We start from the raw sequence: 25881 nt of genomic DNA, 5'->3' as shown, positions 1-25881 counted from the left end.
TGAAATTATGCAGGAAGCCTCTTGAAAATAATGCGCCGTAGCAGATCGTGGCAAAACCCAATAAAAGCGATTAACCAGGCGGTAAGGGCGATATAAAAGAACGTAGGGGGTAAGAAGCTTAAAAAATGGAACCCCATGGCTTCATTCATACGCTCGGTGCTTACGGCATACATGCCCAAGGGGAACACAGCCCCCCAATACAGCGGATCGTACTTTAAGGGAAAACGTTTATAGACATGGCGCCAAATAGCCAGAATTACCAACATGGGAATCCACCAGGTGCCGGTGGCCCAATAAAAAATAGTGAAACCTTTAATAAAGGGTAACAAAGAGGTGAGGTAAGGGGCGTCGGCTACATTAATTATAAGTAACGAGCCAGCCAAGGTAGAAATAGCCATGGCACCCATATTAATCCAATAGGGGGGTGACAGATCGCCAGGCGCTAATGAAAAAAATGTATAGCGGTAAAAAATCAGCGACATCATCCAAATATAAAGCATGCCACCCCAAAGCCACATAGAAAGAGCAAGAAAGTTCATTTCTAACTTACCCGGCTGGGTAACGTGCACAGCCAATAACACACTTAACACCGCAATCGCTTGTGTGGCAACTACGGCTAGCAACCAAGCGCCACTAATGCCTTTGTCGAGAGTAGGTTTGCGTTCCTTTACGGTTAAACCAGTAAATATTGTATAAGTAAGGCCAAACCAAAGCAGCAGGGCAACCGCCCAAAGTACGGTGGCAATGCCATAATTGGCGGTTAGTAAAACAAACTGCGAGCCTAAAATACCGGTTGCGGCCACAACCGTGAAAAATCCAGGCCCGCGCAAGTGATCAATCATGTCGCCGAAAAAGTGTTTCGGGTATCGAATAGAGCGAATTAGCATTAATATCCAGAGGCTAATGTACACCACAATATTAAGCAGGAATAAGGCTTTGGCAATAAGTGTGTGTTGAAGTAAATGGGCCGCAAGCGACACAATACCTGTGGCCATCACCATACCAAAATAGGCGGGTGACAGCTCTGCCAAATCAGACGGTTGTTTACTAGTTTTTTTACTGTGTTTTGATGAATTTATCATTCAAGTTACCTGCTTTCTTGTGCTCAGTTAGCTCGACTTTATTACTCTCTTTATTTGTATTTTACAAATGTGTGGTCATTGGTTTAAAAAAGAGAAAGCAAAAAAAACGTGCACCGAAGCGCACGTTTTAATAGTAAGAGTTTTAATAGTTACTCGTTTAGAAAGAATAGCTTACTTTACTATATATAAAGCGGCCTCTTGGGTTATGCACGCTTGAAGCATAACCGTAAGTGGCTGAATTAAATGCCACAGGTGGCTTTTCATCTAGTAAGTTTGACGCACCGACAGACAAACGTAATGCTGGCGTAACGTTATAGCGTACTTGTAAATCGACTAACATTTGACTGTCAACCATACGCGTTTTAGACACTTCAACTTGCGCCGGCGGTTGATAGTCTTCAAATTCACCAATGTAGTTCAAGCTTAAATTAACGCCTAACGACCCGTGAGACCACTCAGAACGGGCTGTCCAACGGTGCTCTGGATACTCATATTCACCACTGTAGTCAATATTGTTTTTCTCAAACTTCTGTAAGTAAGACCAATCGATACCAAAACGTAGGTCACCGTATTTTTGCAAACTCATTTTGTAGTTTGCAGACATATCTATACCAGTAGCTTTTTGAGAAGCGAAGTTAACATAGCTATTATGTAGTTCTGCTAACCCGCCTAATCTTTGCCCTGGCAAAGGATCATGTCGCACACAAACGGTACTGTTTTGATTATTACACTCAGCTGCGTAAACAGTTTCATAGTTGTTTTGATCGATCTTGTTATCTTGCTTAATCGACCAGTAATCAACTGACATATCGAGAGAGCTGGTTAGCTGCCAAACAACCCCTAGGTTATAGTTGGACGAGTCTTCCGCTTCTAATGAGTCTGAGCCACTAAAAATAATAGTGTAATCAAGCTCGTTACAGCTCGCCCCAGAGTCTTGGCAGCGGTAAGTATCGACGAAGAAAGTTGATACTTGTGATGGGCCTAAACCTATTTGCGCAAGGGAAGGGGCTCTGAAACCTTCACCATAAGAAGCTCGGAAGGTTAAATCATCAGTGGCACGCCAGAGCAGCTTAGCCTGTGGGTTAAAGGTAGAGCCAAAATCACTATAATCGTCATAGCGACCTGCCACAGTTAATTCTAAATCGTACGTGATCGGAATCAGAAACTCCGCATAAGCCGCCCATTGGTCGCGTTTAGCTTGTGCTTGAACCGACTCAGTACCGAATATCAAGCCACGCTGGAATTGGTCATCGGGTTGGTCGAATACATCTTCTTCTCGATACTCAACACCAGCAGCCATGGAAATATAACCGTCGCCAAACTTAAACAGCTCACCAGTAATGTTTGCATCCAAAGCTGTTAAATGAGACTCACCACGACGCACTAAGGTGGTTGTAATGGCCTCAATTACTTCGGGGCTGTTTATAGTGCCGCCAAATGGATTGTAGTTACCTAAGTTAATCTGCTCTTGGAGAAAGTCGGTTCGAACCCAGCCTTGTCCATAGCCACCCGTTTGCATACTAGAACTACGACCTTTTTGAACGGAAGTGTCCCACTGCCACTGATTAAAATCGCCACGGAGCCCAGCAACAAAGCGGAGCGTATTCGATTCAATGTCCCACAAGCGAGAGCCGGCATCAACGGTACGGAAAAAGTTAATGTCTACATATTCGTTCCATGGGTTGTTAGGATGATCGGCACGCACATAAAGTCCTGCATCGGCGTCGAGCGGTGTTGCAGCTCCGCCCGCTTTTGAACGGTTATGTTGTGTTGCTATTTCTATATATGCTTCTACTGAATTAGTAAGTTGTCGACGAGACATTATCAGCGCACCGACTCGCTCAGCCGCAGGGAATACTTGAGCATAAGGACCATAGTCAAATACGCATCGGCTACCACTAAGCGAGTCTGGAGGGCAGTTAGGGTCTGCAACCTCCACGCCATTTAAAATAAAGCTACCTGGGAAACCGCGTGATGAGCGTCTATCCGGGCCACCTTGAGCGCGTTGATCTGGGTTACCAAACTGACCCATTTCACTGCCAAAAATAGAAGTGTTTTTCCAGTAATCCAATACTATGGTGGTATTGCTTTTTTCTCCAGCCATGCCCCACACTAGGCTCATAGTGGACTCTTCATAGCTAGCGTCACCTGTAGTGCCACCATGGCTGGCTGAAACTTCTACGCCATCAAAGTCGTCACGTAAGATAATATTCACCACACCGGCTACGGCATCAGAACCATATATAGCTGAGGCACCGTCTTTTAGAATATCAATTCGCTCAATGGCAGTGACAGGAATTGAGTTAATATCTACAAATGTGTTTGCTACACCTTCTGCAAATGAAGAAACGGCAATGCGACGGCCATTTAACAAAACTAGCGTTGAGTCAGCGCCAAAGCCTCTTAAACTTATGGCTGCTGCGCCATTAGCGGTCGTATCTTGGCTATTGCCTTGTGTTGAGAAAGTACCCACCCCTGCGGCGGGTAAACGCTCTAATATTTGTTGTAAGTTATTAAAGCCTGAAGCTTCAATTCGGTCGCGATCAATCACTTCAACCTGTGAAGCTCCTTCCATACTTGTTCGGCTAATACGTGAACCTGTTACTTGTATTCTTTCTACTGGCTTGGCATCCGCCTCGGCCTCTTCTTGTTGCTCTTGGGCGTAAATAGTCGGAGCTATCAATGCAGAAGCGATGGCAATCATGCAAAGGGATTGCTTGTACTTTAATTCCATGTCCATAGTCCTTTAGTATTAACGGGAATAACATTAAGTACACAAGCTATTATAAGTGTCAATAGAATTGCTGGGTAATTAGCCGTAAAAGTTGTTTTTGTGAGTTTGCTTACACTGTTACTATGCATTTGTTATATTTTGGTTTGGCAGCTAATACAATCCTAAAACAAATGCATTATTACTAAACCTCAAAATTACTAAACCTCAAATATTTAAGCGGCGGGCAACACCATGAAACTATACCTGTGGGTCTACAAAGATATCTTAAAAATTGGCACGTTTATCTTGTTTGACTTGTGCTTTAGTTTGATTCGTTGAATTCTGTAGGTAAGCAAAATTAACATACTTAACGCAGGATATAACAATGAAAACTTGGCTTTACGGTGCAGCACTTGTTTGCACAGTTGCATTTAGCGCTGGAATAGCTCCGGCAGTAGCACAAGAGGCAACCACCGACTTTCGCCGTACAGTGGAAGCAGAATCGGTGGTGGTTACCTCACACCGCACAACTATTAACGGTAAGCGCGTAGACTACAAAGCCTATAACGGCTTTTTACCCGTATGGGACGACGAAGGTTACCCCATAGCAGCAGTGCATTATGTGTATTACGAGCGCCAAGGTGTTCGTGAACAAGAAAAACGCCCCATTATGTATTCATTTAACGGTGGCCCAGGCTCGGCGTCGGTATGGATGCAAATTGCTTACTCGGGCCCCAAAGCACTACGTGTTGACGATGAAGGCTTTCCTATTCAGCCTTATGGGGTGAAAGACAACCCTTATTCCGTACTCGACACCACCGACATTGTATTTATTAATCCAGTGAACACCGGTTATAGCCGCGTATTGCCTGGCCGCGACGGTAAAATGCCTTCACGCGAATGGCAGCGTGAGCAATTCTTTGGTGTGAATGCCGACGTAAAGTACCTAGCCGAATGGTTAAATACTTTTACTACCCGCTACAACCGCTGGCGCTCGCCTAAGTTCCTGATTGGCGAAAGCTACGGTACCACCCGTGTTGCAGGCTTAGCTCATGCCTTACAAAACTCCCAGTGGATGTACATTAACGGTGTGGTGCTCGTGTCACCAACCGAAATGGGCATCGATCGCAGTGGTCCAGTAAAAGCAGCTAACCGTTTGCCGTACTTTGCTGCCACAGCTTGGTTCCACGAGAAGTTAGCTGCTGACTTACAGGAGAAAGATCTCTACGACATTTTACCTGAAGTAGAAGAATTCACTATTAACACCTACCTACCGGCATTAGCTATGGGGGCGTGGTTAGCAGAAGACCAGCGTAATGAAGTGGCTCGCCAGGTAGCGCGCTATTCAGGTTTAAGTGAAGAGGTTGTTTTGCAAAGCAACTTAGACATCGACACTGCATTCTTTTGGAAAGAGTTAATGCGTGAAGAAGGCTTTACCGTAGGCCGTTTAGACTCACGTTACATGGGTATTGACCGCAAAGACGTTGGTGTACGGCCCGACTTTAACTCAGAGCTTACTTCATGGTTGCACTCATTCACGCCAGCTATTAACCATTACTTGCGTGAAGAGCTTGGTTTGAAAACCGACCTAAAATACAACATGTTTGGTCCCGTTCACCCGTGGGACAGAAGCAACGACAGCACTGGGCCTAATTTGCGCCATGCTATGGCCCAAAACCCCTACATGAATGTAATGATTCAGTCGGGTTACTACGACGGTGCCACCAACTATTTTGACGCCAAATACAGCATGTGGCAGCTTGATCCTAGCGGCAAAATGCGTGATCGCTTATCGTTCAAAGGCTACCGTAGTGGGCACATGATGTACTTACGCCACGACGACTTACGTTTGTCGAACGAACACTTGCGTGAGTTTATTTTGAACTCATTGCCGGCAGAAGGTGAAGCGGCAAAGTACTAAATACTTTTGCTGCTAGGAAAACAAAAAGGGGGCGCTTTACAGCACCCCCTTTTTTAATGTCTGTTGCTTTAAAGCAATACTTTACTTCGGCTGACTTCTGCCACGACGGTCGCGAGCAGCAGGCTTTTGTGAACCAGTTCGTTGCCCACCAGCGCGGTTACCTGGCTGGCCTGAACGTTGGTCTTGACGTGGTCGGCGAGGTTGACGATTCTGCCCTGGCGGCGGTAAAGAAACTTTGCCAGTTAGCTCTACGGGCGCAAAGCCTTCAAGCTCACCGCGCTCAATTTTTTGGCCTATTAACTTTTCAACGGCCCACAATAACTTTGTTTCTTCATCGGTTACTAAGGAAATAGCATGGCCGCTTTCCCCAGCACGGCCGGTACGACCAATACGGTGTACATAGTCTTCAGCAACGTGCGGTAAATCGTAGTTCACCACGTAGGGTAGCTTTTCAATATCTAACCCACGGGCAGCAATGTCGGTGGCAACTAAAACCTGTACTTTGTTGGCTTTAAAGTCGGCCAGTGCTTTTGTTCGTGCCCCTTGGCTTTTATTACCATGAATAGCCACGGCCAGAAAACCATCTTGGCTGAGCTGCTTCACTAACCGGTTAGCACCATGCTTTGTTCGAGAAAATACCAGCACTTGGGGCAGGTTCAACTCACGTAAAATTTGCATTAACATGCGTGGCTTTTGCGTCCGCTCAGCGGTATACACTAACTGCTCAACTTGGTCGGCAGTGGCGTTTGCTGGCGCAACAGAAACTTCAACTGGGTTTTGCATTAAACCTTTGGCAAGTTCACGAATGTCGTTCGAGAAGGTAGCCGAAAACATTAAGGTTTGGCGCTTCGGGGGTAAAAAGCGTATGAGCTTTTTAATGTCGTGAATAAAACCCATGTCGAGCATACGGTCGGCTTCGTCAAGTACCAGCATTTCTAATCGCGGAAAACGAATGGCATTTTGCTGGTATAAGTCGAGTAAACGACCAGGCGTGGCCACTAAAATATCAACGCCTTTTCTTAAGCGCATCATTTGCGGGTTTATTTTCACCCCACCAAATACCACGGCGTGCGATAAAGGCAAGTTCGTACTGTATTCAGCCACACTGGCTGCAACTTGCGCCGCTAATTCGCGGGTAGGCGTAAGTATAAGTACCCGCGCCGTATTTGGCTCGGCACGTTCGCCTTTACTCAGAAGCTCTAAAATAGGTAAGGTAAAACCTGCAGTTTTGCCAGTGCCAGTTTGCGCCGCAGCCATCACGTCTCTGCCTTCGAGCACGGGAGGTATGGCTTGGGCTTGTATAGGAGTTGGAGAGGTATACCCTGCGGTTTCAAGGGCGCTTAAAATTAAATCACTCAGGCCTAATTCGGAAAATTTCATCAGTAACGCGGTACTCTATCAAAGGAATAATACAAAAATGTGGGCTAATCATACAGCAGAACGGGTTTTACTGCAGTTGTTTGTTAGGTTGGGAGCTTTTTAAGGTTCTACGCTACCAAATTGCCAAGACACAGATTCACAATGTTTTGTTTTAGCAATTTTCTGGCCAAATAACTTATTGGCAGGATGCCACCCTTGCTCAGGGAGTATGATATTGGTTAAACCAAAGCGATATAGGTCTGTGCTTGAATAGGTAAAGCCTGCAATGGGCGTAATTTTCAATCGCGCCAATAACTCGTCAACGATATTAATATGGTCAAACCCACAGACAGTCATTAACGATGACACATTAGCACTGGCAAAGAACGCCTGTTCTAACTTACGCCATTTATAAGAGTTTTCATCGCCTTGCTGTACTTTCTTGCTGATGCTTTTTTGATATGAACTGCCATGCCACATTAAAGTTGAATAGGGGGCTAAATAGGTTCTTTTGCCAGCAGCAAGAATGTAATTGGCGCAAGAAGAGGCACATAAATACCCTATTGAAACGTCTAACTCTTGGGCTTTAATCCATTCTGCTAACTCAATACCATATTGAACACTACCGCCACTCGAGTCGATATGAAATAGAGCCACACTTTTTGTGCCGGTTAAACGAGCTTCTGCAGCGAGCTTATAAGCTAATTCGTTTTGAGCCTTGGTGATTTCGCCCAAATATATCAGCGTGTTACCTTGCAGGTAAACCGTTGATTCGCCAAAGGCAGGGTGACCATGTTCAGGCTGGCTAGTTGTGGTAGTACAAGCTGCTAAGGCAACGGCTAAAACAAATACTTGAGCAACAATTTTCATTTATCAACCTACTGAAAGCTACTCAGGTATTGTTCCAAGCTTTCGCTCATTACCATGTGCCAATACTCTAAATAAGCTGGGTCGCAATTACTGTCTAACAGGGCTTGTGTGGACATTTCCGCCTGCGCTTTAACGTCTTCAGGGTCACTAAGTTGCGACACTAAGGCTTGGTAACTCATTCCTGTTTTGGCTAAAACGAGTTGGTTAATTTCGGCAAGCTTTTCTTCTGTCAGCGATATTTGAGTATTGCAGTTCGAATCAATTATTTTAAAGGAAGTTTCGTGAATGTGCATGTGCTTAACGGAATGCATAAAATCGTCTGTTTCAGCTTGCGCTGCAAAAATAGTGCAGGTAGCAAAAGCTAAAAACAGCGATAATATAAGGGTTCGAGCGTTCATAAGGGTGCTCCAGAACATTAAGGGTTTAATGGTTATTATTAGCCTAAAAGCGCTGTTACGCAAAGTTAGGTAACCCGTAATTTTCTTGCTTAGTGAGTATATCTTCGTTAATTTCAACTTTGCTGGTTAAATAATATACGCATACGCTTGATAGGAGGTATACCTCATTGCTTGAATTTATCATTCCAAGGAGGCCAATGTCTCACCAGACTAAAAATAGGGGTAACTTACAGGCCTGGAAGTCCTACGTAGAGCGGTTTGCTCAGCGTCATTGGAAGAATCCGTATATACCAATAGGCACAGACCTAAGGTTAACCTTAGTTTATCTTTGTGATGACTCACCAGCCGATATCGACAATATTATTAAACCAATTCAAGACGCTATGGTTGGAATTGTGTACGAAGACGATGTTCAAATATCTGACGTTGATAGCCACAGAAGATACCTAACCGACGTTATTATTATCACCGGTTTACCTAAAATATTGGCTGACGCAGTAAAGGTTGGCAATGAAATCGTTTATGTAAGGGTGCAAAGTGCAGACAAGCTTGGGGTGTATTTATGAATAACAATAGAGCAGACGAATTTGATAAAGCGAAAGAAATAGCCTTGGAGTTTGAAAACAAAGGGTACACAGTTTTCATAGCGCCATCTTTAGATAAAATACCCATCGATACGAAAGGTTACCAACCAAGCCTGCTCGCGGTTAAAGATAACGGCGGTGTTGTGGTGGAAATAAGACCAAGTTTAAAACGCTTACCTATTCAAAAATTTCAAGAAATATCGCAACAAATATCTGCTAATGAAGGCTGGAAATTTGCTTTAGTAACGTTGGATGACTCTGTCAACAAGGTTGTGTCCATCGTTGACGCAGACCTTCCAGACCAGCAACTGTTAAAAGAAAAAATAAAAGACATAGACACTTTAGTTAGTATGAATATGTTACCCAATGCGTTAATTTCACTTTCCACTCAACTTGAATCATGGTTAAGAATAAAGTCTAGGTTAGTTAACTTGCCATTGGATTTATGTCAGACGAAACGAATGATAAACCATTTATATTCAGACGGTGAGCTGTCTATGGAACAAACCGACAAACTGAATGAACTGATAGAATTAAGAAACAAGGTAATGCACGGGTTTGACGTCACAATAACCGAAAAGCAAGTAGCGGAAGGCATTTTATTGTTGAATGAAATTATAACTAGTATTGAGTCAACGGGCAGCCGTTAAGTACCCCTTGCTTGCCTATGCTAGGGCTCTTAGAATGACACTCATTCTCTCTTTTCAAACAAGTCCCCGTTAGGCTAGGGCGAACATATACAGGAATCAGAAATGCAGGAACCAGCAATGCAAGAAGTAACAATGCACGGTGAATACAAAGTACCAGGTGGCAAGCTTGTGGTTGCAGATGTGAACGTGGAGCAGGAGCTATTAAGCCAAGTGAGTATTTCTGGTGACTTCTTCCTAGAGCCCGATTCTGCGTTAATCCAAATTAATGAAGCACTCAACGGCTTACCTATTACCGCCAGTCACAAAACACTTACCACGGCAATTGAAGCAGCGCTCGACGACGATGTGATGATGTTTGGTTTTTCTGCGGAAGCGGTGGCCACGGCCGTGCGCCGCGCTTTAGGTAAGGCGAGTAGCTGGCTTGATCATGAATTCACCCTTATTCCACCGGTCACTTTACCCGCCGCAGAGCATGCCGCTTTAGATGAGGTATTAGCCAACACCGTGGCCAAAGGGTTACGCGGACCAACCTTGCGTTTTTGGGATTGGAGCGACTCTGTAGTGGTGATTGGTTGTTTTCAGTCCGTTAGAAATGAAGTGGACATGGAAGCAGCGAAAGCAGCCAACATACAAGTGGTGCGCCGTGCCACCGGCGGCGGGGCTATGTTTATGGAGCCGGGCAACTGCATTACCTATTCACTCACTGTGCCCACCTCAATTGTGGATGGCATGAGCATAGAGCAGTCGTACCAGTTTTTAGACGCATGGGTGTTAGCGGCCTTAGGCGAGATTGGCATTAAAGCGCACTATAAACCCTTGAACGATATTAGCTCAGAGCAAGGTAAAATTGGCGGCGCCGCACAAAAGCGTTTTGCCAACGGTGTCACAGTGCACCATGCCACTATGGCCTACGACATCGACGCCGATAAAATGCTGCAAGTGTTACGTATTGGCCGTGAAAAACTTTCCGACAAAGGCACCAAAAGTGCCAACAAGCGAGTCGACCCCATGCGTAGCCAAACCGGCTTAAGCCGTGCCGCTATAATCGATGCGTTCATTGGCCACTTCGCCAGCACCTACCAAACTCAATTGGGAGAATACTCAGCCGAAGAGCTTGCCAGCGCGAAAACCTTAGTGGCCGAGAAGTACTTAACCGACGACTGGCTATATAAGGTGAAATAAGTTTAGCCCGCAAAGGCAAACCGCCTTATACAAAGGACAACCAATGAACTTAACAATGTACCAAGTGGATGCGTTTGCCGAACGTGTGTTTGAAGGTAATCCGGCGGCAGTGTGCCCCCTAAAGGCTTGGCTTGATGACAACTTGCTCCAAGCCATTGCTGAAGAAAACAACCTTTCTGAAACGGCGTTTTTCGTACCCGCCGGAAATGCCTTTGAATTGCGCTGGTTTACGCCAGCTGAGGAAGTTGACTTATGCGGCCACGCCACACTTGCGGCAGCGCATGTTATTTTTAATCAGCTCGCCTATTCTAAGCCTGAAATAGTTTTTCACACGCGTAGCGGGCCATTGAAAGTAACTCGTAATGAACCAGGTTATTCGATGGACTTTCCAGCGACCCCATTAATGGCTACAGAAGTTCCGCAAGCGTTAATAGACGGGCTAGGCAAAGCACCCATACAGGTACTGGCTGGCTTTGATTATGTGGCGGTGTATAACAGCGAAGCAGACGTACAGTCGTTAACACCGAATTTAGCCATGTTTCAGCAGATAGGGTTACGTGGTGTTGTGGTTACCGCGCCTGGTACTGAGGTTGATTTTGTCAGCCGCTGTTTTTTTCCAAAATTGCGAGTAGACGAAGATCCAGTCACAGGCTCGGCCCATTGCGAACTTGCACCCTATTGGGCCGCACGGCTTGGCAAAAGCAAACTCACTGCCTGCCAACTTTCTAAGCGAGGTGGCAAAATAGTTTGCGAAATGAAAAATGATCGCGTTGTGCTGAACGGGCAATGTGCTGATTACATGACAGCTGAGATTTATATCCCACATTAGTTCATAGCTTTGGCCTGCTGAAGATACCCAGTAAGTGGTAGCCCTAAAGGTCTGGTGTATTGGCATAAAATTGCATCGTAGACGTAGTAACATACGGCCACATTTCAATAACTAAGTGGTTCCCATGACAGTTGACTTAAATAGCCGTTACGGCTTAAACCCTGCCCATAGTGAAGTAGTTGAAGCGTGCAAAATTATTGAACTGGGTAAAGCTAACGAGCCCTGCAACGCCCTAGACATGGGCTGTTCGAATGGCCGCAATGCCTTATACCTAAGCCAGCTTGGCTTTAATGTTACCGCAGTGGACAACAACCCCAGCGCTATCCATATGCTGCAGCAAATTATTAGCGAAGAAAATATTGATAACATTCAGGCGCAGGTATACGACATTAACAATGCCAGCTTAACGAAAGACTTTGGTTTTATTGCCTGCACCGTTACGTTAATGTTCCTCGACCCCAGCCGTGTTAATGCCGTGATTGCCAACATGCAAGAGCGCACCTTACCTGGTGGTTATAACTTAATTGTTTGCGCTATGAGCACCGCCGCTCACCCATGCCCCATGCCATTTCGGTTTACCTTCAAAGAAGGGCAGCTAGCAGAAGCCTACCAAGGCTGGGAACTGGTTAAATACAATGAAGACTTAGGCACCATGCATAATGGCGCACAGCTACAGTTTGCCACTATGTTGGCGCGGAAAACGGAGTGAATATTGACGCTTTAACGCCATAGCGATATGGTGCGCTTTGATACGCAAGCTACTTGGAGAATGCCATGGGTGAAGCATCAAAGCTGGTTGTTAAGCAATCCGTGGCAAAAATCTTCGGCTAATTCTGCCATACAATGAAAAGCTTACAACACACAACATAGGATACCCATGGCGAAGCTACTAAAAATAATAATGATCCACGGTCATATGCCGGGTGTGGTTGAATTAGAACTGGATGGCCACACCAATATTTGTGGCAGTAATGCCTCGGGTAAAACCACGTTGCAGCGCATGATTCCGGTGTTTTATGGCGAACTACCAAACAAAGTGGTACCCCGTACCCGATTAAGTTTCGATAAATATTACCTGCCGCATAAAAACAGCTACGTTATTTACGAATACCAACGCCCACAGCATGGTGTGGCACAGGTGGTGTTAACCAAACGCGCCGATGGTATCGATTATCGTTTTGTTGATGCGCCTTACCAAGCCGAGCATTATTTACTGCAGAAAAACGACGGCGTAGTCGCCCGTGAATACAACGACTGGGCACAAGAAATGCGAGCCAGTGATGTAGATATGTCGGCAAAAATTTCTAATACCACCGAATACCGCAACATTATTCTGAACGACATCAAGAACGACCGTAGCAGTCGCAGCGAAAGCTTAAGGCATCGGCAGTTGGCATCGCGCTACGGTTTGGCGCACGACAAATACAACTTACGCCATATAGAAAAGTTGGTGTCGGCAGTGCATGCCAAAGAAGGCAAAATGGACACGCTAAAAAGTATGTTAGCGGCTATTTTGGAAGAAGACGGTTACCAACGCCCAGCCAACACCATGACCGGCGATAAAATTCGCAGTTGGTTACGCGACATGAAGCAGTTTATGAAAATGGAAAAACTGCAAAAGTCGTTAGCTGAAATTGAACGAGTCAGTGACAAGCGGGCACTAAACTTAGCGGTGCTTTGGCATTTAAAAGCCTTACTTGAAAACAGTTTTAGTCAGCAACGTTTATATAAAGCCGACACCGAAGAAGCCATGCAAACGCTAAAGCGCAGCATGAACGAAGCCAGCAGTGTATATGAACAACGCCGCAGCACCCTGCGCGACAAACAAAACGATGCAAAAAACGACTTAGCCAGCAGTGAAGGGCATTTAGAGCGGGCACAAAACCAGTACGACACTTACCGCGACGCCGATATTGAACGTGTTGGCCGTGAATTAGAGCAACTGCCTGAACGGCGTATTGAACTGCAAGGGCTTGAGCAACACTACAAGGTAATGATGGACGCACACCGTGGCGCTGAACAAGAATTGCAGTCGCACAAACTGAAGCTGGCGCAGCAGTTTGAGCAGGCAAACAGTAAAATTCAGGTACAGATTAAAGAAAAAAACGAACAGCAAAAAGTTATTCATGATAACGAATTAAACGCCACCAAAGCCATGAGCCAACAGCTTCAGCAACAACAAGAAGCGGTTCGTACGCAATACGACAGCCAGCTGGTGAAGCTGCAAGGTGATTTAGCGGCAAAACAAGCTCAGGTTAACTTGTCGATGCTAAATACCGACGAGCTTGAACAAAGAAACCTAGTCGACCTGCGATTAGACAAAGCCCAAGAGCAGCTCGACGGGCAAATAAAGTTAGTTAATAAGCAGCAAGGTACTTTAACCACTGTGCTGCGTCAGCGCGAGCAGGCTGTAATAGTTGCAAAAGAAGCTCGCAGTGCCGCGGCACAAGGCGAACAGCTAATAGAGCAATTACGGTTGCGCTTAGAGCCAACGAGCGGAAGCTTGCAACATTTTTTGGCGCAACATGTAGAGCATTGGCAGCACAGTTTTGGCCGCGTGCTGGCCGAGCCATTGTTGCAACGGACCGACTTAGCCCCACAACTGTTTGATGGCTTAACCAAACAAGAAGAAGCACACAATACGGTGTTTGGTGTGCAGCTTGATTTGCATGCTATTGAACTACCCGAATATGCACTAACCGAAGAGCGGTTACGCGAACAATTTGAGCAAGCCATTGAACAGTGGCAACGGCAAAAAAACCAGCTCGATGTGGCTGAAAAAGCATTAGCTAAAGCCGTTGACGAGGTGAAACAACAGCAACAGGCACTCGACGTGGCACAGCAACAACAGCGCAGCTTTGAAAATGACGTGGCCTTCGCCCGTGATCACAAACAACGCTTGGCCCATGAACATGCGCTACTAGACAAAGAGCGGAAAAAATCCATTGCTCAGCGTATTGAACAATTACAACAGCAACTAGTACAGGTGCAACAACAACGGCAAACGGCCTTAGCTGAACTTGCCGCTGAGCATCAGTCGCGGGCACTTGAACAAACCGCCGAGTTCCAAGAGCAATTGCAAATGCTACAAGACGCCATAGACGACTTGGACAGTGAGCGCTCTCGCTTAGAAGCGAATACCAAAGAGCGTAATAAAGAGCTTGAACAAGCCTTTAGCGCTGAACTGGCCGAAAAAGGGGTTGATGAAAAAACTTTACAGCGCAATAAGCAAAAAACACTTGAGCTACAGCAGCATATTCGTGACATTGAAAGTCAGCGCGACGAATTTAGCGCCTACCAACAATTTATGCAGGTAACCTGGGCAACATTGCGGCCCAAGTGGCTTGAAACAGAACAGTTAGCGAAACAACAATTGCGTGAAGCGAGTGCGGCGTTAGAGCGCCATGAAGCCGAGTACAAAACCAACCAACAAGCCGACAACGCAAAGCTGACGCAGTTAAAAGAGCAGTTAGAAAAAGCCGAAAAGCATGTGCAGAGCTTGCACAACTTAGTTACGCGCATGGCCGACTTGCCTGTTGCCACCCAACCACCGCCCGCTGAAACAATAGCAGGCCTTGAGCAGGGCGACGTGAGTGAGCACATTGCGCGGGCACACCAACTGCTAGACGACAAGCAAAAACTAGATAAACGGCTAGAAGACAGCGTGAACGCCCTCGAAGCCGACATTCGTAAAGACTCCGACCTGCAATTTGTTCGCTTTATGGAAGACTCTTTTGCCCATTTAGGCGAAGCGCCCGACATGCAAGCGCGGGTTAACGCCTTGGCGGAAATTATCACCGTGCTTGAGGCTAAACAGCAGCAAACGATCGAGCAGGGCAAAACCATTGGCAACGCTTTGTTTAAGTTTTTCACCGTGTTCAACGACATTCATAAGCGGGTAAGTGACTACAGCCGCCGTTTAACCCAAGCCGTGGGCGACGAACTCACCCTCGATGGCATCGACAAAGCGGAAGTGAAAATTAGCTCTACCATTGATGAACTTAGTTTTTGGCAGCCGTTAAAAGAAATGACCTACCATTATCGGCAATGGCAAAGCTCGGGCGAACCCATTCCGCCAAGTGAATATTTAGAACATTTAAGCGACGTGGCAGACTTATTAAAAGCCAACCAAGAATACAGTATCGAGTCGTTACTTAAGCTACAGCTCAACTTAATTGAAAACGGCGAGCCCGTGGTGATCCGCAACGATCGCCAATTAACCGACTCGTCGAGTAATGGCATGGCCTACCTTATTTTGTGTAAGTTTTTATTGGCCTTTACCCGTTTGTTACGGCCCGAAGCAGCAGGGGTAACCATTCATTGGCCCATTGATGAACTTGGCACCTTGGCTTACCACAACGTAGAAAAATTATTTGACGCTTGTAACCACAACAATATTAAAATTGTGGGCGCGTTTCCGAACCCTGAATCAGACGTGTTGTTGCTGTTTAAGCACCGCTATTTAATTGAGCCCCATGCGGAACTACCCAATAAAGGTCAGTTAAAGCGTATTAAGCCGCGGGTGTCGGAATTGTCGAAAAAACTACAGCAGCTTCAGCTTAGTGCTAAGGCGCAGGAGGCACAAGCATGATGCTACATGGTCCATTACTGGAAAAGTTGCTAGCTGGTCAGTTTGTTTGTGCCATTACCGACGAAGAGTTTTTTGCCAAGTTGCAGCGCGACGAAGTGCGAGAAAGCATTGACGACTATTTAAAACCACTGAACCGACGGGTTGCCGCCAACGACGACAATAGCGTGTATTTTTTGGCTTACCGCGACATTGACGACCCTGCCCGCGAGCATTTAAAGCAACAGTTAGGAGTAGTAATGGGTTCGTTACTGCCATTACTTGAATGGCTTACCTACGTGCAAGAAGCTATGGGCAGCGACGGTATTTTAACCGCCGGCGACACCCTAAAGCTGCAAGAGCTAATGGTAAAAACCGAAGACAACCCTAGTTTGCGCCAACGCCTACAAAACCTTGCGAACGATAAGTTTTTTGGCTCTAGCGCTGATTCCGTCGATGCCCAAGGCAAACAAGTTGCCAGACGCTTGGTGGAACACGGTTACCTAATGCAGCCGCACAGTAACCGTTTATATTTCACTGTAACGGGAAAAATAGACTACCTGCTTGAGCTAGTTCGTTTTATTAAAGACGAAGAAAACATTCCACTCGATACCAGCCAAACGCAAACGGAGTTGCTGTAATGGCCGAGCACGACGACAAACACCATTTAAGTAGCCTGTTTGAAGTGGGCGCCGAGCGTTTAAAGCTGATTGGCGACAACGCTAAATTACTGATGCAGGGTTATTTAACCGGCGGTATTGATCCGGCCACAGTGAGCGAGCGCACTTTGCGCCGCCTTATTAGTGCCCGGGTGTTGTATCAACCCGACGACAGCCACGAACTCAAGCTGCGCCACCCAGTAACACAACTGGTTGCGGCTTTGGTTACCGACGAAAGTCGCCGTGCCATTCACGCCGACATTGCCGATAAACTGGTTAGTATTCGTGGCTTTGTGGAAGGGCTAAAAGAAGCCCAGCGCATGGGCGACAGCCTGCGCGTCGACAGCCAAACGTTACGAATAGACGAAGCCGTATACGACTTAACTTCGCAATTTGAAGAAGCTATTTTCAGTTTGTGGCATCGGCTAAATAGCAATTTCGGTTTTGTGAGTAATTTAAGCGATAAAATTCGTGAAAACAGCCGTGCACAGCAACAAATACAACGCTTAATCGACGGTTTGTCGCTGATCGACTTCGATGATTTGATCGAGCTTGCTGAAGGCAACCCCACCCTGCGCAAAATATTGGTAAGCCGATTACAGCAACAAATGAGCGCCCACCACGGTAGTTTGCTTGAAGTACAAATTCGTTTAGTTGAACTAATGACCCGCTTCCGAGAGCAACAAGAGCGGAGTTTATTGGTGCTGAACATGGCGGGGTTTTTACGCGAGCACCCAGGCTTTATGGTGGGCGACTATTCGTACCGCAGCCAAGTACCAGCTTTAGTGAATTGTGCCGCGCCCATTTTCCCCGCAGCAGCCGTGTCGCTCGACAAACGCGAACAACAACCAGAATTAGTGCATCTAGTGCATACTCTGTATCGCGAATTAGCCATCAAAGCCAAAACAGATGTGGTTAGCGTAACTGCCGACGCGGTAAACGCCAGCGCTCAGCAACAAGTGGTGGAAGCGCGGCAACAGCAGCTAAAACAAGACACCATGGCTTATTTTCTTTATGTGTGCGACACACCGCAGCCGCACTCTGCGTTGGCATTTTTAATTGAACAACAGTTGGAATGGCCAGCCGAAGCCTGGTTGTTTCAAGTGCTGGCAGAATACAATGCGCTACCGCGCCATGAACAAAAATTATTTACCCTCACGCGCGACGAACGACCAATAAGTCAATTTAACCATGTGCGTATTATTGAAGACCTAAAAGTTAGGTACCAAGCCGCATGAACCGAGACCTAACACGCAGCGAACGCAAACTGCTACAGGGCCTAAAGGTTAAATTGCAGAGCCAAAGTCGGGTGGTTCGGAAGCTGAAGGCCACCGACTTACGAGTACTTTCCTGGTGCCAACAGCAAGACCTTATAGCTCATGCCATAAGCCAAAAGGTGGAATACGGCTACACCAGCGAACTGCTGCATGCCATTGAAACACGCCTTAGCCAACTTGGTTTGGCGCCTTTAGAGGCTGATTTAAAACAGTCGAGTTTAGATCAAGCCAAACAGGGCGCCGCTGAGCATAAGCCACAGCGTGTATCGCCACGAGAACAACGGGTACTTAGGGTTGCAGGGCAGCTGATTATTGATGAAAACCATAACCAGCTCGAATTAGCGCAGTTTTCAGACCTTATAGTTGTTGAAAACCTAGACTGCTTTTATGAATTGTCGCTTTTTAAGTTACCTTTAACGGCGCATAGCTTAGTTATTTACCGCGGCGACAGTCATTACGGTAGCGGCAGAGCCGAGCTTTTAAAACGCTGGAAAGAGGGGGCCCATGGCCCATTAAAATACTTTGGCGACCTCGACCCACAAGGCCTACAAATAGCTATTAGCGAAGGTTTTAGCCATCTTGCCGTGCCCACCTTTAACTGGTTTAGCAGCCATGCCACAGAACAAGCTTATGCAGCCAAGCAACACGACACCGCCATTAAGCTTCAGCATACGGGTGAACTAGCACCCTACATTGGCTTTATACAACGCTACCAACGCGCAGTGCTGCAACAGTGGTTGCAAAACGTGCCCCTGCAGTGGGTGGTTATTTAACCTACATGATTTGTGCGCAATTAGTATGCGCATATAATGTTTCAAGAACTGCGGAATCTGGAATTCAAGCAGCAGTGGTAGAAGAGAAGCGCAAGCTTTGGTTGCAAGAAAATGCAGCTGCTATTGACAGCTCTATCGGATCTACTCAGCGGCTTAAATACACGTATGGTCGTGCCTCTATGAGAACGGCCTCATGCACCAATACCGCTCAATAACAACCTAACAAGAGCTCGAGCTCGACGCTGATGTCGCCGCTGTTATTGCTGGGATCATAACGGCGATCATTACCGCCGCTTCAATCGCTTGTATCGCTTCTTTGGCCGCTTTCGATACCAGCTCGCCAGTTTCTAGTTGTTTAATACGCTGCTTGCGCTCTTTTAATTCCTGTTTACTAAACACCTGCGGTAATAACTTAGCGCTATTGGCTAAGGCAATAGCAATGGCTATACGTGGCTCAATGTCGTCGTTATCGGCTAGTACCGCGTCGCGCATAGCTTGGCGAAGTTGTAGCTCTGGCTCAGGATTTATTTCTGGGTACACCCGGCGTTCAAACAGCCACAGCACCTTTTCTTTTTCAGCCGACACAATACCGCTTGCGGCCAAAGCTTGAGCCACTTTGTGCTTTAAGTCTTTCATACCCGCAAGTTTCATTACCCAGTCTTTTAACTTACGCTGGCGTTTCGACGCTTCAATTGTGGTCAAGGCTTCGTCTAATAACTCATCACCCGTAGGGCTGTTATCAAGCACGGCCACTCTAGCTTTATTGTCTTCGTCTACCTTTATGCGGCTGAGCATTAAAAGCTCGGCTGTTAACGCCCCCGCAGTAGCGTATTCCACATACATACCGTTCATAGTGCCTTTTTCCTCGTTCAAGGCAAGTAGCATAATGGCTTCGTACAGCTTTAAATTATTCGGCATGGTGGCACCTGTGTTGAAAGTTTATGGGGTTGCTAGGTTGCTAAGCTAGAAGGGCTCATAGTAACCACTTCTACTAAAACTGAGCAAGTTGGTCAGCTTGAGCGCGTAACAAGGGTAAAAAGTTACGCACTATCAATAATCTATTGCTTCGAAGTTGAATACAAGTGTATAACAATCAAGCTTAAAAAAGCGTACTTGTAAACAATGACACACCTTACTAGGAGAGCGCGGTTGAAACCTTATTATGCATTGTATTTAATCATTCTATTTATAAGCGGCTGCTCGTCTGTGCCAAGTGTAAAGCTGACAAAAAGCAACTTCGACGCGCTAGAAACAATTAGTATTGAAGCAAACCCGAACAACAACGAAATGCTTACTGCTATTACGACAGTGGAAGTGCACTGGCTTGGTGTATTTTACTATGAAGCGAACGACGGACTAGGGGTAAGAGAACTTGCGTTAAAGTTTATGGACGAACACGACATAAGCTTAAATAACCTTGTTCAACAGCAACTTATTGAAAAGATAAACGCAGACAACCTTCAGGTAAGTATAGATAGCCATTCACCAAACAAGTTAGTTATTACCCTCAATGTGGTTGTGTTGGGCATGAAACATGGTTTTTCCGATGAGCTTACGGCGCGCTTTAATATCGCCGGCCAGCTGCTCGACAGCTCAGGCGCAATGATTTGGTCGTACAATGCGATACCCGTATCACCCGTTGCCCCAGGTTACTCTATAAAGCTAAAAGACTTATTTGAGAGTAAGGAGTCGATGCTGCACTTTTTGAACGCCGCCGCCGAGCCCATAGTGCAGAAACTATATGAAAACTTTAAGAAAAATTTAGTGTAGGTTAACTTCTGATAGTCCTAAAAATATCGCTTCGTGTTATTTGGCCGTGGCGCTTGGGATGCGGCAATTGCAGCTACCCTGCAAGGCGCGAATGGCTAACAATTTATTTAATCAGCTGTAAAACATAATAAATTAAGAGAATAAGCAATGAATAATTCAAAGAACGAAATAACAAAATATGGCATAACCTTTGGCACATCACTCACTATTGCAATTTCGTGGAGTGTAAATAAGTCGGTGTTATGGGCAATGCTGCATGGCTTTTTGTCATGGTTTTATGTCATTTGGCATGTATTCACACGCTAATAAAAAAGGCTTTTGTAGTAGCACGCCATATTACCCGGGTAACAGTTTATTGTTCTGGCCTGTTAGCTCGGGTATTGGGTTATTTATCGGCGCTCAATTTGCTATAGGTACAGTACAGCGGTGGGCAGTTTAGATGGAAAAGACTAGGGAACGAAACCTAGATGATTATGTGCCTTGTTCGGCAGTAGAGCCTGAATTCCATGGCTTAATCTTACGCAATTGATCGGCAAGGGCGTCTGCAGCCACTTCAGTATCGTAGGCTGCTTGAGCTCGCAACCAATACCCATTAGATAAATCAAAAAAACGACATAGCCGCAGGTCAGTATCTGCGGTTATTGCTCGCTTACCCACCACAATTTGCCCAATTCTTTGAGCAGGTACCCCAATTTCTTTGGCTAAACGGTATTGAGTAATACCCATAGGGTCAAGAAACTCTTCTTTAAGTAATTCACCTGGTGTAACAGGGTTAATGTTGCGCATGAGTTACCTCCTAGTGGTAATCAACAATTTCGACATCTTCCGCACCGGCATTAGTCCAACGAAAGCACACCCGGAATTGCCTGTTTATTCGAATGCTATATAAGCCATGGCGATCACCATACAGCGGTTCTAACATATTACCGGGTGGAATTTTAAGATCATTCAGCTGACTTGCTGCCTGTAGTTGCCTAATCTTCCTCAAGGCAACACGCTCAAAATTAACAAAGCGCTTAACACGGGAGCCATTTGCTAGCTTCTCAGTATCCTTACACTTGAATGAAATGATCATAATTAATAATGACGCCTCGCAATAGTAACGTCAAGCGTTACTATAAATGAAATTCCTATAATCGTTAGGTTATGAAGTGTTGTAGCTTAAGTTTTCTTCTTAAGTTAACAAAGCAGGGTTTAATTATGGAAGAGAAAAATGGGGCTTGCGATCTCAATTTAGGAGGTAATAGAGGAAATTTATTACTTGTCTGGCAAGCTAACTAATATTAACCACCTGCCTACATTTAGGAAAGCTAGAGCAGCCCCAGAACGTATTTCCGGCCCTAGAGCCACGCTTTGCCGTACGTAACACCATGGCACTACCACACTTCGGGCAGAGCCTATTTGCAGTTGGCTCTGCTCGTGCTTTCAAATGCCGCACATGCTTTCGATTGGTAGCCAACGAAGGCGTATAGCGCGCCGACTCAATTTGAGAAATAATCGTATGCACTTGTTCTTCAGTAAAAACCGGCAGGTGAAAAGACTTGATGTACCGAAGGTAGCCCCCGCCATAAGTTACATTCGGGGGCATTTTAGTTTTAAACGTACAGCTGCCGACAAAGATCACAACAGAATGAATTTTATCTGCAGGAATAGAAAGCAGCGCTTCCAACGCTTTTACATGTTTATAGTTTTGGCGTAACGGGTTCTGAAACCGATATGACTTTTTATAAACTTTCTGTGTCCATTGCGCTTGGTGCTCAGATCCAAATATCCAGCCCTTCATGTTCTTCGTTTCTAAAACAAACACCCCATAAACAGACACCATAATATGGTCAATTTGAGTGGTGCCATCGGGTGTGGGCAGAGTGACATTATGCAGGGAGATGTAACCATATTTATTATTACTCGGCAGAATTGGCATCATTGAAGCACGAACAGCAAGCTCGCCAAGCCAGCCTTTTATTACCGGCGTTTTTAAAATACTAATTATTGCGCCTAAAAGAAAAAGCCACCAAACTTTCATAAAGGCGTCGAAAACAATGGGCGCGTAATACATGTTCATCACCAACTCACTTCATTTTGCTTATTTTGGCTGCGTGTTTATGAATGTTAGCAGCTTGCCTTATTACGTAGTACTCGCTACATTCAGATATAACAAAATTAATACAAGTATATGGCAAGTGTAAGCGGCTGGGTAAATGCGCATGCCTGTTATTACAATATAAGAGCATGCACGGTTTGATTGTTACTATTTAGGCGAATATTAGGGCGGAAGTCTAATTGATCCGTACCAGTACTTTTGGACACCGAGCTAAGTGAGTAAAATCACTTAACGAGGTGAATCATGAAAGCAAATAAAACACGCAAAGTCCACACACAAGAATTTAAAGCAGAAGCCCTGAAATTAGCTGAAAGAATAGGCGTTGCAGCGGCGGCTAGAGAACTGAAAGTCTACGAATCCCAGCTGTACAGTTGGCGGACTGCGGCGCAAAAAAAATCTAGCACGAGCGCCAGAGAAGCAGAGCAAGCCGCTGAAATTGCTCGATTAAAACGTCAATTAGCTGAACAGGCAGAGGACCTGGCCATATTAAAAAAGGCGGCTACCTACTTCGCGAAGAACCAAAAATAGCCAGATTTGAGTTTATTCTTGAGCACCAGCATCAATTCAGCTTAAAGCGGATGGTGAACGTGCTCAACGTATCGCGTAGTGGGTATTATGCCTGGCGGAAACATGGTCAGACAGTCAATCCTCGAGAGCAGCGTCAAATTGAGCGAGACGAGGCGATTAAGCAGGCATTTATTGACTCGAAAGAGCGCAGCGGCGCTCGGCGTATCCAAGTGGATTTGGCAGAGCTCGACATGACACCCGATATCAAAACTATTCGCAATAGTATGATACGCCAAGGCCTTGTACCTAAGGCTGCACGTAAATTTAAAGTCACCACGGACAGTAAGCACAATCAGCCTGTGGCGCCAAACTTGCTGGAGCAAGATTTTACGGCAAGTGCTCCGAATCAAAAGTGGGTTGGCGATATCACGTATTTATTCACTAGTGAGGGCTGGCTGTACCTAGCGGTAATCATCGATTTATATTCACGCTCGGTTGTTGGCTGGTCGATGAGTAACCGAATGACCGCAACGTTGGTGTGTGATGCTCTGAAAATGGCTTTATTTCGCAGAGGCTTTCCCGAAGGGATCATTGTTCACAGCGACCGAGGTAGTCAATATTGTTCAAACGATTATCGAGATTTAATTAAAAAACATAGACTTACTCAGAGTATGAGCCGAAAAGGAAATTGTTGGGATAATGCCTGTGCCGAAAGCTTCTTTCACTCATTAAAGGTCGAAGCCTTGCAGGACGAGCCCATCATGGATCGAGAAAATATGCGTCGAGCAGTCTTTGAGTACATCGAAGTTGATTACAACAAAACAAGAAGGCATAGTGCTATTGGCTATCACAGCCCAGAGAACTTTGAATTAAAAAATAGTGCTTAGCAAAGTGTCCACTTTTAGTGGTACGGATCACTAATGTGAAAAGCCAGATAGTTAAGTCACCCGAATATCAGGAGCTCGCATCAAGTCCACTGTTTAAATTGATGGTCAATTCATGGATGGCATTTAATGACGAATATGATAGGGATGTTAAGAAGCACATATCACCCGCACTATTTGACGGATGTAGTCAAGTTCTAGAGAACATGGTTGTTACGCCGCATTATTTGGCATCTAGTTGTTGTGGGCTCACTTATGAACATATCCCAGAAATGAAAATCGGGGATTTGCGGACTGACTCGCTTTTAGAATCATATAAATCTCAGCTTAAAGATTTTATGAAATTATGGATTAGAGTAAAAGGGCCTCTAAATATAGTCAAAGATGTGATGGGAGAGAAGTACATGCAGGATAATTTCAGCGGTTCTAACCATATTTGCGAAGTTTGTTCGAAACTATACAACACACCTGAGATTGTAGAAAAGGTCAAAGAAAAATATGAAAATTATATTAACGACATAATATTTCGTTTCTCAACTGAATTTGAAATCGGCCGATTGCCAGTAAAGGAAGTGTTATGATTTACCACTCTAAAATAGATTTTTGGTTGTTATTGGTTTTTATATTTGTTATTGGAGTATCGACTTATTCTGCTTTTACTTTATTAAATAAATCAAATGTCCAGCAGGTATTAATTCCTCTAATTATTAGTGTGGTATTAGGAATACTATTTCCATTGTCAGCCCTACTGTGTACTTACTATAAAGTAACAGATGACAAGCTAATTATTATATCAAGTATATTTTCGTGGAAAATACCTATAGAAGATATAAGGGGATTAAGGGAAGAATTTATATTAGCATCTTCCCCAGCATTATCCATGGATAGAATCGTAATTTCATATCGTCATTCTGAAATAGCAATATCTCCACGAGATAAAGAGGGATTTATGAATTCTATTATCCAGGTAAGCAAGGAAGGAACTTTTAATACCGGGTATGAATCTAAATCGGAACCGGATTGACTTTATACTAATTCATTCAGTAGACTTCGCGATTTTGCGAAGTCTACTTTGCTCAATTAGTAGAAAAATGTATTTTCTGTATAATTCTTGTATACAAAATTGATGCATTTGCTCTTAGTGGCAATTATTCGTATGAAAAACTCTCATCAGGTCTTTTCTCGTTTTATGCGTGATAACGAACCGTCGGCATCCATACAGAATTTAAATCATACAGACGGCTACCTTGGTTTTTTCAAAGACGCAGCTTTGGTGAATTATAACTGACCTAGTCGTTTAATGGCGATAGACATGGCCCAAAGAAAGTGATGAATGATGATTATTTAATTGGGAGACGGGATCCAATATAAACGGTCTTCTAGATTCACCAAATAGCCATCATGTGTCTTTTGGTAATTCAGAACATGCTGCTTTGCGATATCTACGCTATGAAGTATGAATAGCGCAAGGGATAGGTATTCTTGAATTAATCTACTAGATAATTTTTCATCAAGGCTTTTATTTACTAGATAAGCGAGGCGCAACGCGTGAGTGTTTTTCGGTCGTTTTATGGGTTCACCTATAGCGTGTCCCATAAAGGTTAGAAATTTCCTCAACGCATTCAGATTGTAATCCCCCCATTTATAACCGAAGTTAAAAGTAGAGAGTTAAGCCGCGTCCAGTAAATACCTTGGCGGTACGCGACCAATGGCTGTGTTTGGTCGTTCGTTATTGTATGTCCAAAGCCACTCTGT

At 45.0% G+C, this 25881-nt stretch carries 24 protein-coding genes; 15 read left to right on the top strand and 9 right to left on the bottom strand.

Annotated features, from left to right (window positions below; all coding sequences use genetic code 11):
* Nucleotides 1–5 precede the first annotated feature (5 nt).
* On the bottom strand, nucleotides 6–1082 hold the full coding sequence (locus M1L23_RS09600) for a tellurite resistance/C4-dicarboxylate transporter family protein (protein ID WP_252627153.1): 1077 nt from the start codon (nucleotides 1080–1082) through the stop codon (nucleotides 6–8).
* Nucleotides 1083–1239: 157 nt separating this feature from the next.
* Nucleotides 1240–3816 (bottom strand): TonB-dependent receptor, encoded by a 2577-nt coding sequence (locus tag M1L23_RS09595; RefSeq protein ID WP_252627152.1) that lies wholly within the window; start codon nucleotides 3814–3816, stop codon nucleotides 1240–1242.
* 364 nt (nucleotides 3817–4180) lie between these two features.
* Here M1L23_RS09595 and M1L23_RS09590 point away from each other — a divergent pair, with 364 nt between their 5' ends.
* Nucleotides 4181–5716, top strand: coding sequence for a S10 family peptidase (locus M1L23_RS09590; RefSeq protein ID WP_252627151.1), 1536 nt, complete (start codon nucleotides 4181–4183; stop codon nucleotides 5714–5716).
* Nucleotides 5717–5797: 81 nt separating this feature from the next.
* On the opposite strand, the gene M1L23_RS09585 is transcribed toward M1L23_RS09590, so the two are convergent.
* The 3 genes from M1L23_RS09585 to M1L23_RS09575 all read right to left on the bottom strand — a co-directional run bounded on the left by M1L23_RS09585 (nucleotide 5798) and on the right by M1L23_RS09575 (nucleotide 8343).
* Nucleotides 5798–7096, bottom strand: coding sequence for a DEAD/DEAH box helicase (locus tag M1L23_RS09585; protein ID WP_252627150.1), 1299 nt, complete (start codon nucleotides 7094–7096; stop codon nucleotides 5798–5800).
* 99 nt (nucleotides 7097–7195) lie between these two features.
* Nucleotides 7196–7945: an ATP-dependent Clp protease proteolytic subunit gene (locus M1L23_RS09580; RefSeq protein WP_252627149.1), complete on the bottom strand. Its 750-nt coding sequence runs from the start codon at nucleotides 7943–7945 to the stop codon at nucleotides 7196–7198.
* 8 nt (nucleotides 7946–7953) lie between these two features.
* The gene (locus tag M1L23_RS09575) at nucleotides 7954–8343 is read right to left on the bottom strand and encodes a hypothetical protein (RefSeq protein ID WP_252627148.1); all 390 of its coding nucleotides are present in this window, start codon (nucleotides 8341–8343) and stop codon (nucleotides 7954–7956) included.
* Between the two features lie 197 nt (nucleotides 8344–8540).
* On the opposite strand from M1L23_RS09575, the gene M1L23_RS09570 reads away from it, so the two are divergent.
* The 10 genes from M1L23_RS09570 to M1L23_RS15090 all read left to right on the top strand — a co-directional run bounded on the left by M1L23_RS09570 (nucleotide 8541) and on the right by M1L23_RS15090 (nucleotide 19079).
* Nucleotides 8541–8909: a RusA family crossover junction endodeoxyribonuclease gene (locus tag M1L23_RS09570; protein ID WP_252627147.1), complete on the top strand. Its 369-nt coding sequence runs from the start codon at nucleotides 8541–8543 to the stop codon at nucleotides 8907–8909.
* Nucleotides 8906–9577: a hypothetical protein gene (locus M1L23_RS09565; RefSeq protein ID WP_252627146.1), complete on the top strand. Its 672-nt coding sequence runs from the start codon at nucleotides 8906–8908 to the stop codon at nucleotides 9575–9577. Before M1L23_RS09570 ends, M1L23_RS09565 begins: the two co-directional genes overlap by 4 nt.
* A gap of 102 nt (nucleotides 9578–9679) precedes the next feature.
* Entirely contained in the window at nucleotides 9680–10759 is a 1080-nt protein-coding gene (locus tag M1L23_RS09560) for a lipoate-protein ligase LplAB (RefSeq protein ID WP_252627145.1), read from the top strand.
* Between the two features lie 43 nt (nucleotides 10760–10802).
* Nucleotides 10803–11588 carry a PhzF family phenazine biosynthesis protein gene (locus M1L23_RS09555; protein ID WP_252627144.1) on the top strand — a complete coding sequence of 262 codons (786 nt, stop codon included), beginning with the start codon at nucleotides 10803–10805 and terminating at the stop codon, nucleotides 11586–11588.
* A gap of 124 nt (nucleotides 11589–11712) precedes the next feature.
* Nucleotides 11713–12297 (top strand): tellurite resistance methyltransferase TehB, encoded by a 585-nt coding sequence (gene tehB / locus M1L23_RS09550; RefSeq protein ID WP_252627143.1) that lies wholly within the window; start codon nucleotides 11713–11715, stop codon nucleotides 12295–12297.
* A 168-nt stretch (nucleotides 12298–12465) separates the two neighbouring features.
* Nucleotides 12466–16179, top strand: coding sequence for an ATP-binding protein (locus M1L23_RS09545; protein WP_252627142.1), 3714 nt, complete (start codon nucleotides 12466–12468; stop codon nucleotides 16177–16179).
* Nucleotides 16176–16796 (top strand): hypothetical protein, encoded by a 621-nt coding sequence (locus tag M1L23_RS09540; protein ID WP_252627141.1) that lies wholly within the window; start codon nucleotides 16176–16178, stop codon nucleotides 16794–16796. The genes M1L23_RS09545 and M1L23_RS09540 overlap by 4 nt, the downstream gene beginning before the upstream one ends.
* Entirely contained in the window at nucleotides 16796–18052 is a 1257-nt protein-coding gene (locus tag M1L23_RS09535) for a hypothetical protein (RefSeq protein ID WP_252627140.1), read from the top strand. Before M1L23_RS09540 ends, M1L23_RS09535 begins: the two co-directional genes overlap by 1 nt.
* Nucleotides 18049–18864, top strand: a complete 816-nt coding sequence (locus M1L23_RS09530; RefSeq protein WP_252627139.1) for a DUF7281 domain-containing protein — start codon at nucleotides 18049–18051, stop codon at nucleotides 18862–18864. Before M1L23_RS09535 ends, M1L23_RS09530 begins: the two co-directional genes overlap by 4 nt.
* A 5-nt stretch (nucleotides 18865–18869) precedes the next feature.
* Nucleotides 18870–19079 (top strand): type II toxin-antitoxin system CcdA family antitoxin, encoded by a 210-nt coding sequence (locus M1L23_RS15090; protein WP_420840638.1) that lies wholly within the window; start codon nucleotides 18870–18872, stop codon nucleotides 19077–19079.
* Between the two features lie 4 nt (nucleotides 19080–19083).
* Here the strand turns inward: M1L23_RS15090 and M1L23_RS09525 are convergent, their stop codons facing one another.
* A complete protein-coding gene (locus M1L23_RS09525; RefSeq protein WP_252627138.1) occupies nucleotides 19084–19782 on the bottom strand; it encodes a GOLPH3/VPS74 family protein in 699 nt (232 codons plus the stop codon).
* A 231-nt stretch (nucleotides 19783–20013) separates the two neighbouring features.
* Between M1L23_RS09525 and M1L23_RS09520 the strand changes: the two genes are divergently transcribed.
* Nucleotides 20014–20634 carry a hypothetical protein gene (locus M1L23_RS09520; RefSeq protein ID WP_252627137.1) on the top strand — a complete coding sequence of 207 codons (621 nt, stop codon included), beginning with the start codon at nucleotides 20014–20016 and terminating at the stop codon, nucleotides 20632–20634.
* A 471-nt stretch (nucleotides 20635–21105) separates the two neighbouring features.
* Here the strand turns inward: M1L23_RS09520 and M1L23_RS09515 are convergent, their stop codons facing one another.
* The 3 genes from M1L23_RS09515 to M1L23_RS09505 form a co-directional block, all read right to left on the bottom strand.
* Nucleotides 21106–21420, bottom strand: coding sequence for a HigA family addiction module antitoxin (locus M1L23_RS09515; RefSeq protein ID WP_252627136.1), 315 nt, complete (start codon nucleotides 21418–21420; stop codon nucleotides 21106–21108).
* Nucleotides 21421–21430: 10 nt separating this feature from the next.
* A complete protein-coding gene (locus tag M1L23_RS15085; protein ID WP_252627135.1) occupies nucleotides 21431–21709 on the bottom strand; it encodes a type II toxin-antitoxin system RelE/ParE family toxin in 279 nt (92 codons plus the stop codon).
* A gap of 198 nt (nucleotides 21710–21907) precedes the next feature.
* Nucleotides 21908–22690, bottom strand: a complete 783-nt coding sequence (locus tag M1L23_RS09505) for an NERD domain-containing protein (RefSeq protein WP_252627134.1) — start codon at nucleotides 22688–22690, stop codon at nucleotides 21908–21910.
* Between the two features lie 288 nt (nucleotides 22691–22978).
* On the opposite strand from M1L23_RS09505, the gene M1L23_RS09500 reads away from it, so the two are divergent.
* From M1L23_RS09500 to M1L23_RS09490, 3 genes are all read left to right on the top strand, one after another.
* Nucleotides 22979–24129, top strand: a protein-coding gene (locus tag M1L23_RS09500) for an IS3 family transposase (protein ID WP_252627133.1) whose coding sequence is annotated in 2 segments (ribosomal slippage) — nucleotides 22979–23222 and nucleotides 23222–24129 — 1152 coding nt in all. Because the reading frame shifts where the segments join, the coding sequence is not laid out codon by codon here.
* Between the two features lie 35 nt (nucleotides 24130–24164).
* The gene (locus M1L23_RS09495; RefSeq protein WP_252627132.1) at nucleotides 24165–24707 is read left to right on the top strand and encodes a hypothetical protein; all 543 of its coding nucleotides are present in this window, start codon (nucleotides 24165–24167) and stop codon (nucleotides 24705–24707) included.
* On the top strand, nucleotides 24704–25150 hold the full coding sequence (locus tag M1L23_RS09490; RefSeq protein ID WP_252627131.1) for a PH domain-containing protein: 447 nt from the start codon (nucleotides 24704–24706) through the stop codon (nucleotides 25148–25150). Before M1L23_RS09495 ends, M1L23_RS09490 begins: the two co-directional genes overlap by 4 nt.
* The last annotated feature ends 731 nt before the right edge of the window (nucleotides 25151–25881 follow it).

Source organism: Aliidiomarina quisquiliarum (assembly GCF_023922585.1).
Classification (GTDB): domain Bacteria; phylum Pseudomonadota; class Gammaproteobacteria; order Enterobacterales; family Alteromonadaceae; genus Aliidiomarina; species Aliidiomarina quisquiliarum.
Note: the sequence above shows the minus strand (reverse complement) of the source record. Positions and strands in the feature narration are given on the sequence as shown.

Excerpts from the sequence above, each read along its gene's own strand:
- M1L23_RS09600 (WP_252627153.1), bottom strand. The coding sequence starts at position 1,082 with ATGATAAATTCATCAAAACACAGTAAAAAAACTAGTAAACAACCGTCT.
- M1L23_RS09595 (WP_252627152.1), bottom strand. The coding sequence starts at position 3,816 with ATGGAATTAAAGTACAAGCAATCCCTTTGCATGATTGCCATCGCTTCT.
- M1L23_RS09590 (WP_252627151.1), top strand. The coding sequence starts at position 4,181 with ATGAAAACTTGGCTTTACGGTGCAGCACTTGTTTGCACAGTTGCATTT.
- M1L23_RS09585 (WP_252627150.1), bottom strand. The coding sequence starts at position 7,096 with ATGAAATTTTCCGAATTAGGCCTGAGTGATTTAATTTTAAGCGCCCTT.
- M1L23_RS09580 (WP_252627149.1), bottom strand. The coding sequence starts at position 7,945 with ATGAAAATTGTTGCTCAAGTATTTGTTTTAGCCGTTGCCTTAGCAGCT.
- M1L23_RS09575 (WP_252627148.1), bottom strand. The coding sequence starts at position 8,343 with ATGAACGCTCGAACCCTTATATTATCGCTGTTTTTAGCTTTTGCTACC.
- M1L23_RS09570 (WP_252627147.1), top strand. The coding sequence starts at position 8,541 with ATGTCTCACCAGACTAAAAATAGGGGTAACTTACAGGCCTGGAAGTCC.
- M1L23_RS09565 (WP_252627146.1), top strand. The coding sequence starts at position 8,906 with ATGAATAACAATAGAGCAGACGAATTTGATAAAGCGAAAGAAATAGCC.
- M1L23_RS09560 (WP_252627145.1), top strand. The coding sequence starts at position 9,680 with ATGCAGGAACCAGCAATGCAAGAAGTAACAATGCACGGTGAATACAAA.
- M1L23_RS09555 (WP_252627144.1), top strand. The coding sequence starts at position 10,803 with ATGAACTTAACAATGTACCAAGTGGATGCGTTTGCCGAACGTGTGTTT.
- tehB (WP_252627143.1), top strand. The coding sequence starts at position 11,713 with ATGACAGTTGACTTAAATAGCCGTTACGGCTTAAACCCTGCCCATAGT.
- M1L23_RS09545 (WP_252627142.1), top strand. The coding sequence starts at position 12,466 with ATGGCGAAGCTACTAAAAATAATAATGATCCACGGTCATATGCCGGGT.
- M1L23_RS09540 (WP_252627141.1), top strand. The coding sequence starts at position 16,176 with ATGATGCTACATGGTCCATTACTGGAAAAGTTGCTAGCTGGTCAGTTT.
- M1L23_RS09535 (WP_252627140.1), top strand. The coding sequence starts at position 16,796 with ATGGCCGAGCACGACGACAAACACCATTTAAGTAGCCTGTTTGAAGTG.
- M1L23_RS09530 (WP_252627139.1), top strand. The coding sequence starts at position 18,049 with ATGAACCGAGACCTAACACGCAGCGAACGCAAACTGCTACAGGGCCTA.
- M1L23_RS15090 (WP_420840638.1), top strand. The coding sequence starts at position 18,870 with ATGATTTGTGCGCAATTAGTATGCGCATATAATGTTTCAAGAACTGCG.
- M1L23_RS09525 (WP_252627138.1), bottom strand. The coding sequence starts at position 19,782 with ATGCCGAATAATTTAAAGCTGTACGAAGCCATTATGCTACTTGCCTTG.
- M1L23_RS09515 (WP_252627136.1), bottom strand. The coding sequence starts at position 21,420 with ATGCGCAACATTAACCCTGTTACACCAGGTGAATTACTTAAAGAAGAG.
- M1L23_RS15085 (WP_252627135.1), bottom strand. The coding sequence starts at position 21,709 with ATGATCATTTCATTCAAGTGTAAGGATACTGAGAAGCTAGCAAATGGC.
- M1L23_RS09505 (WP_252627134.1), bottom strand. The coding sequence starts at position 22,690 with ATGTATTACGCGCCCATTGTTTTCGACGCCTTTATGAAAGTTTGGTGG.
- M1L23_RS09490 (WP_252627131.1), top strand. The coding sequence starts at position 24,704 with ATGATTTACCACTCTAAAATAGATTTTTGGTTGTTATTGGTTTTTATA.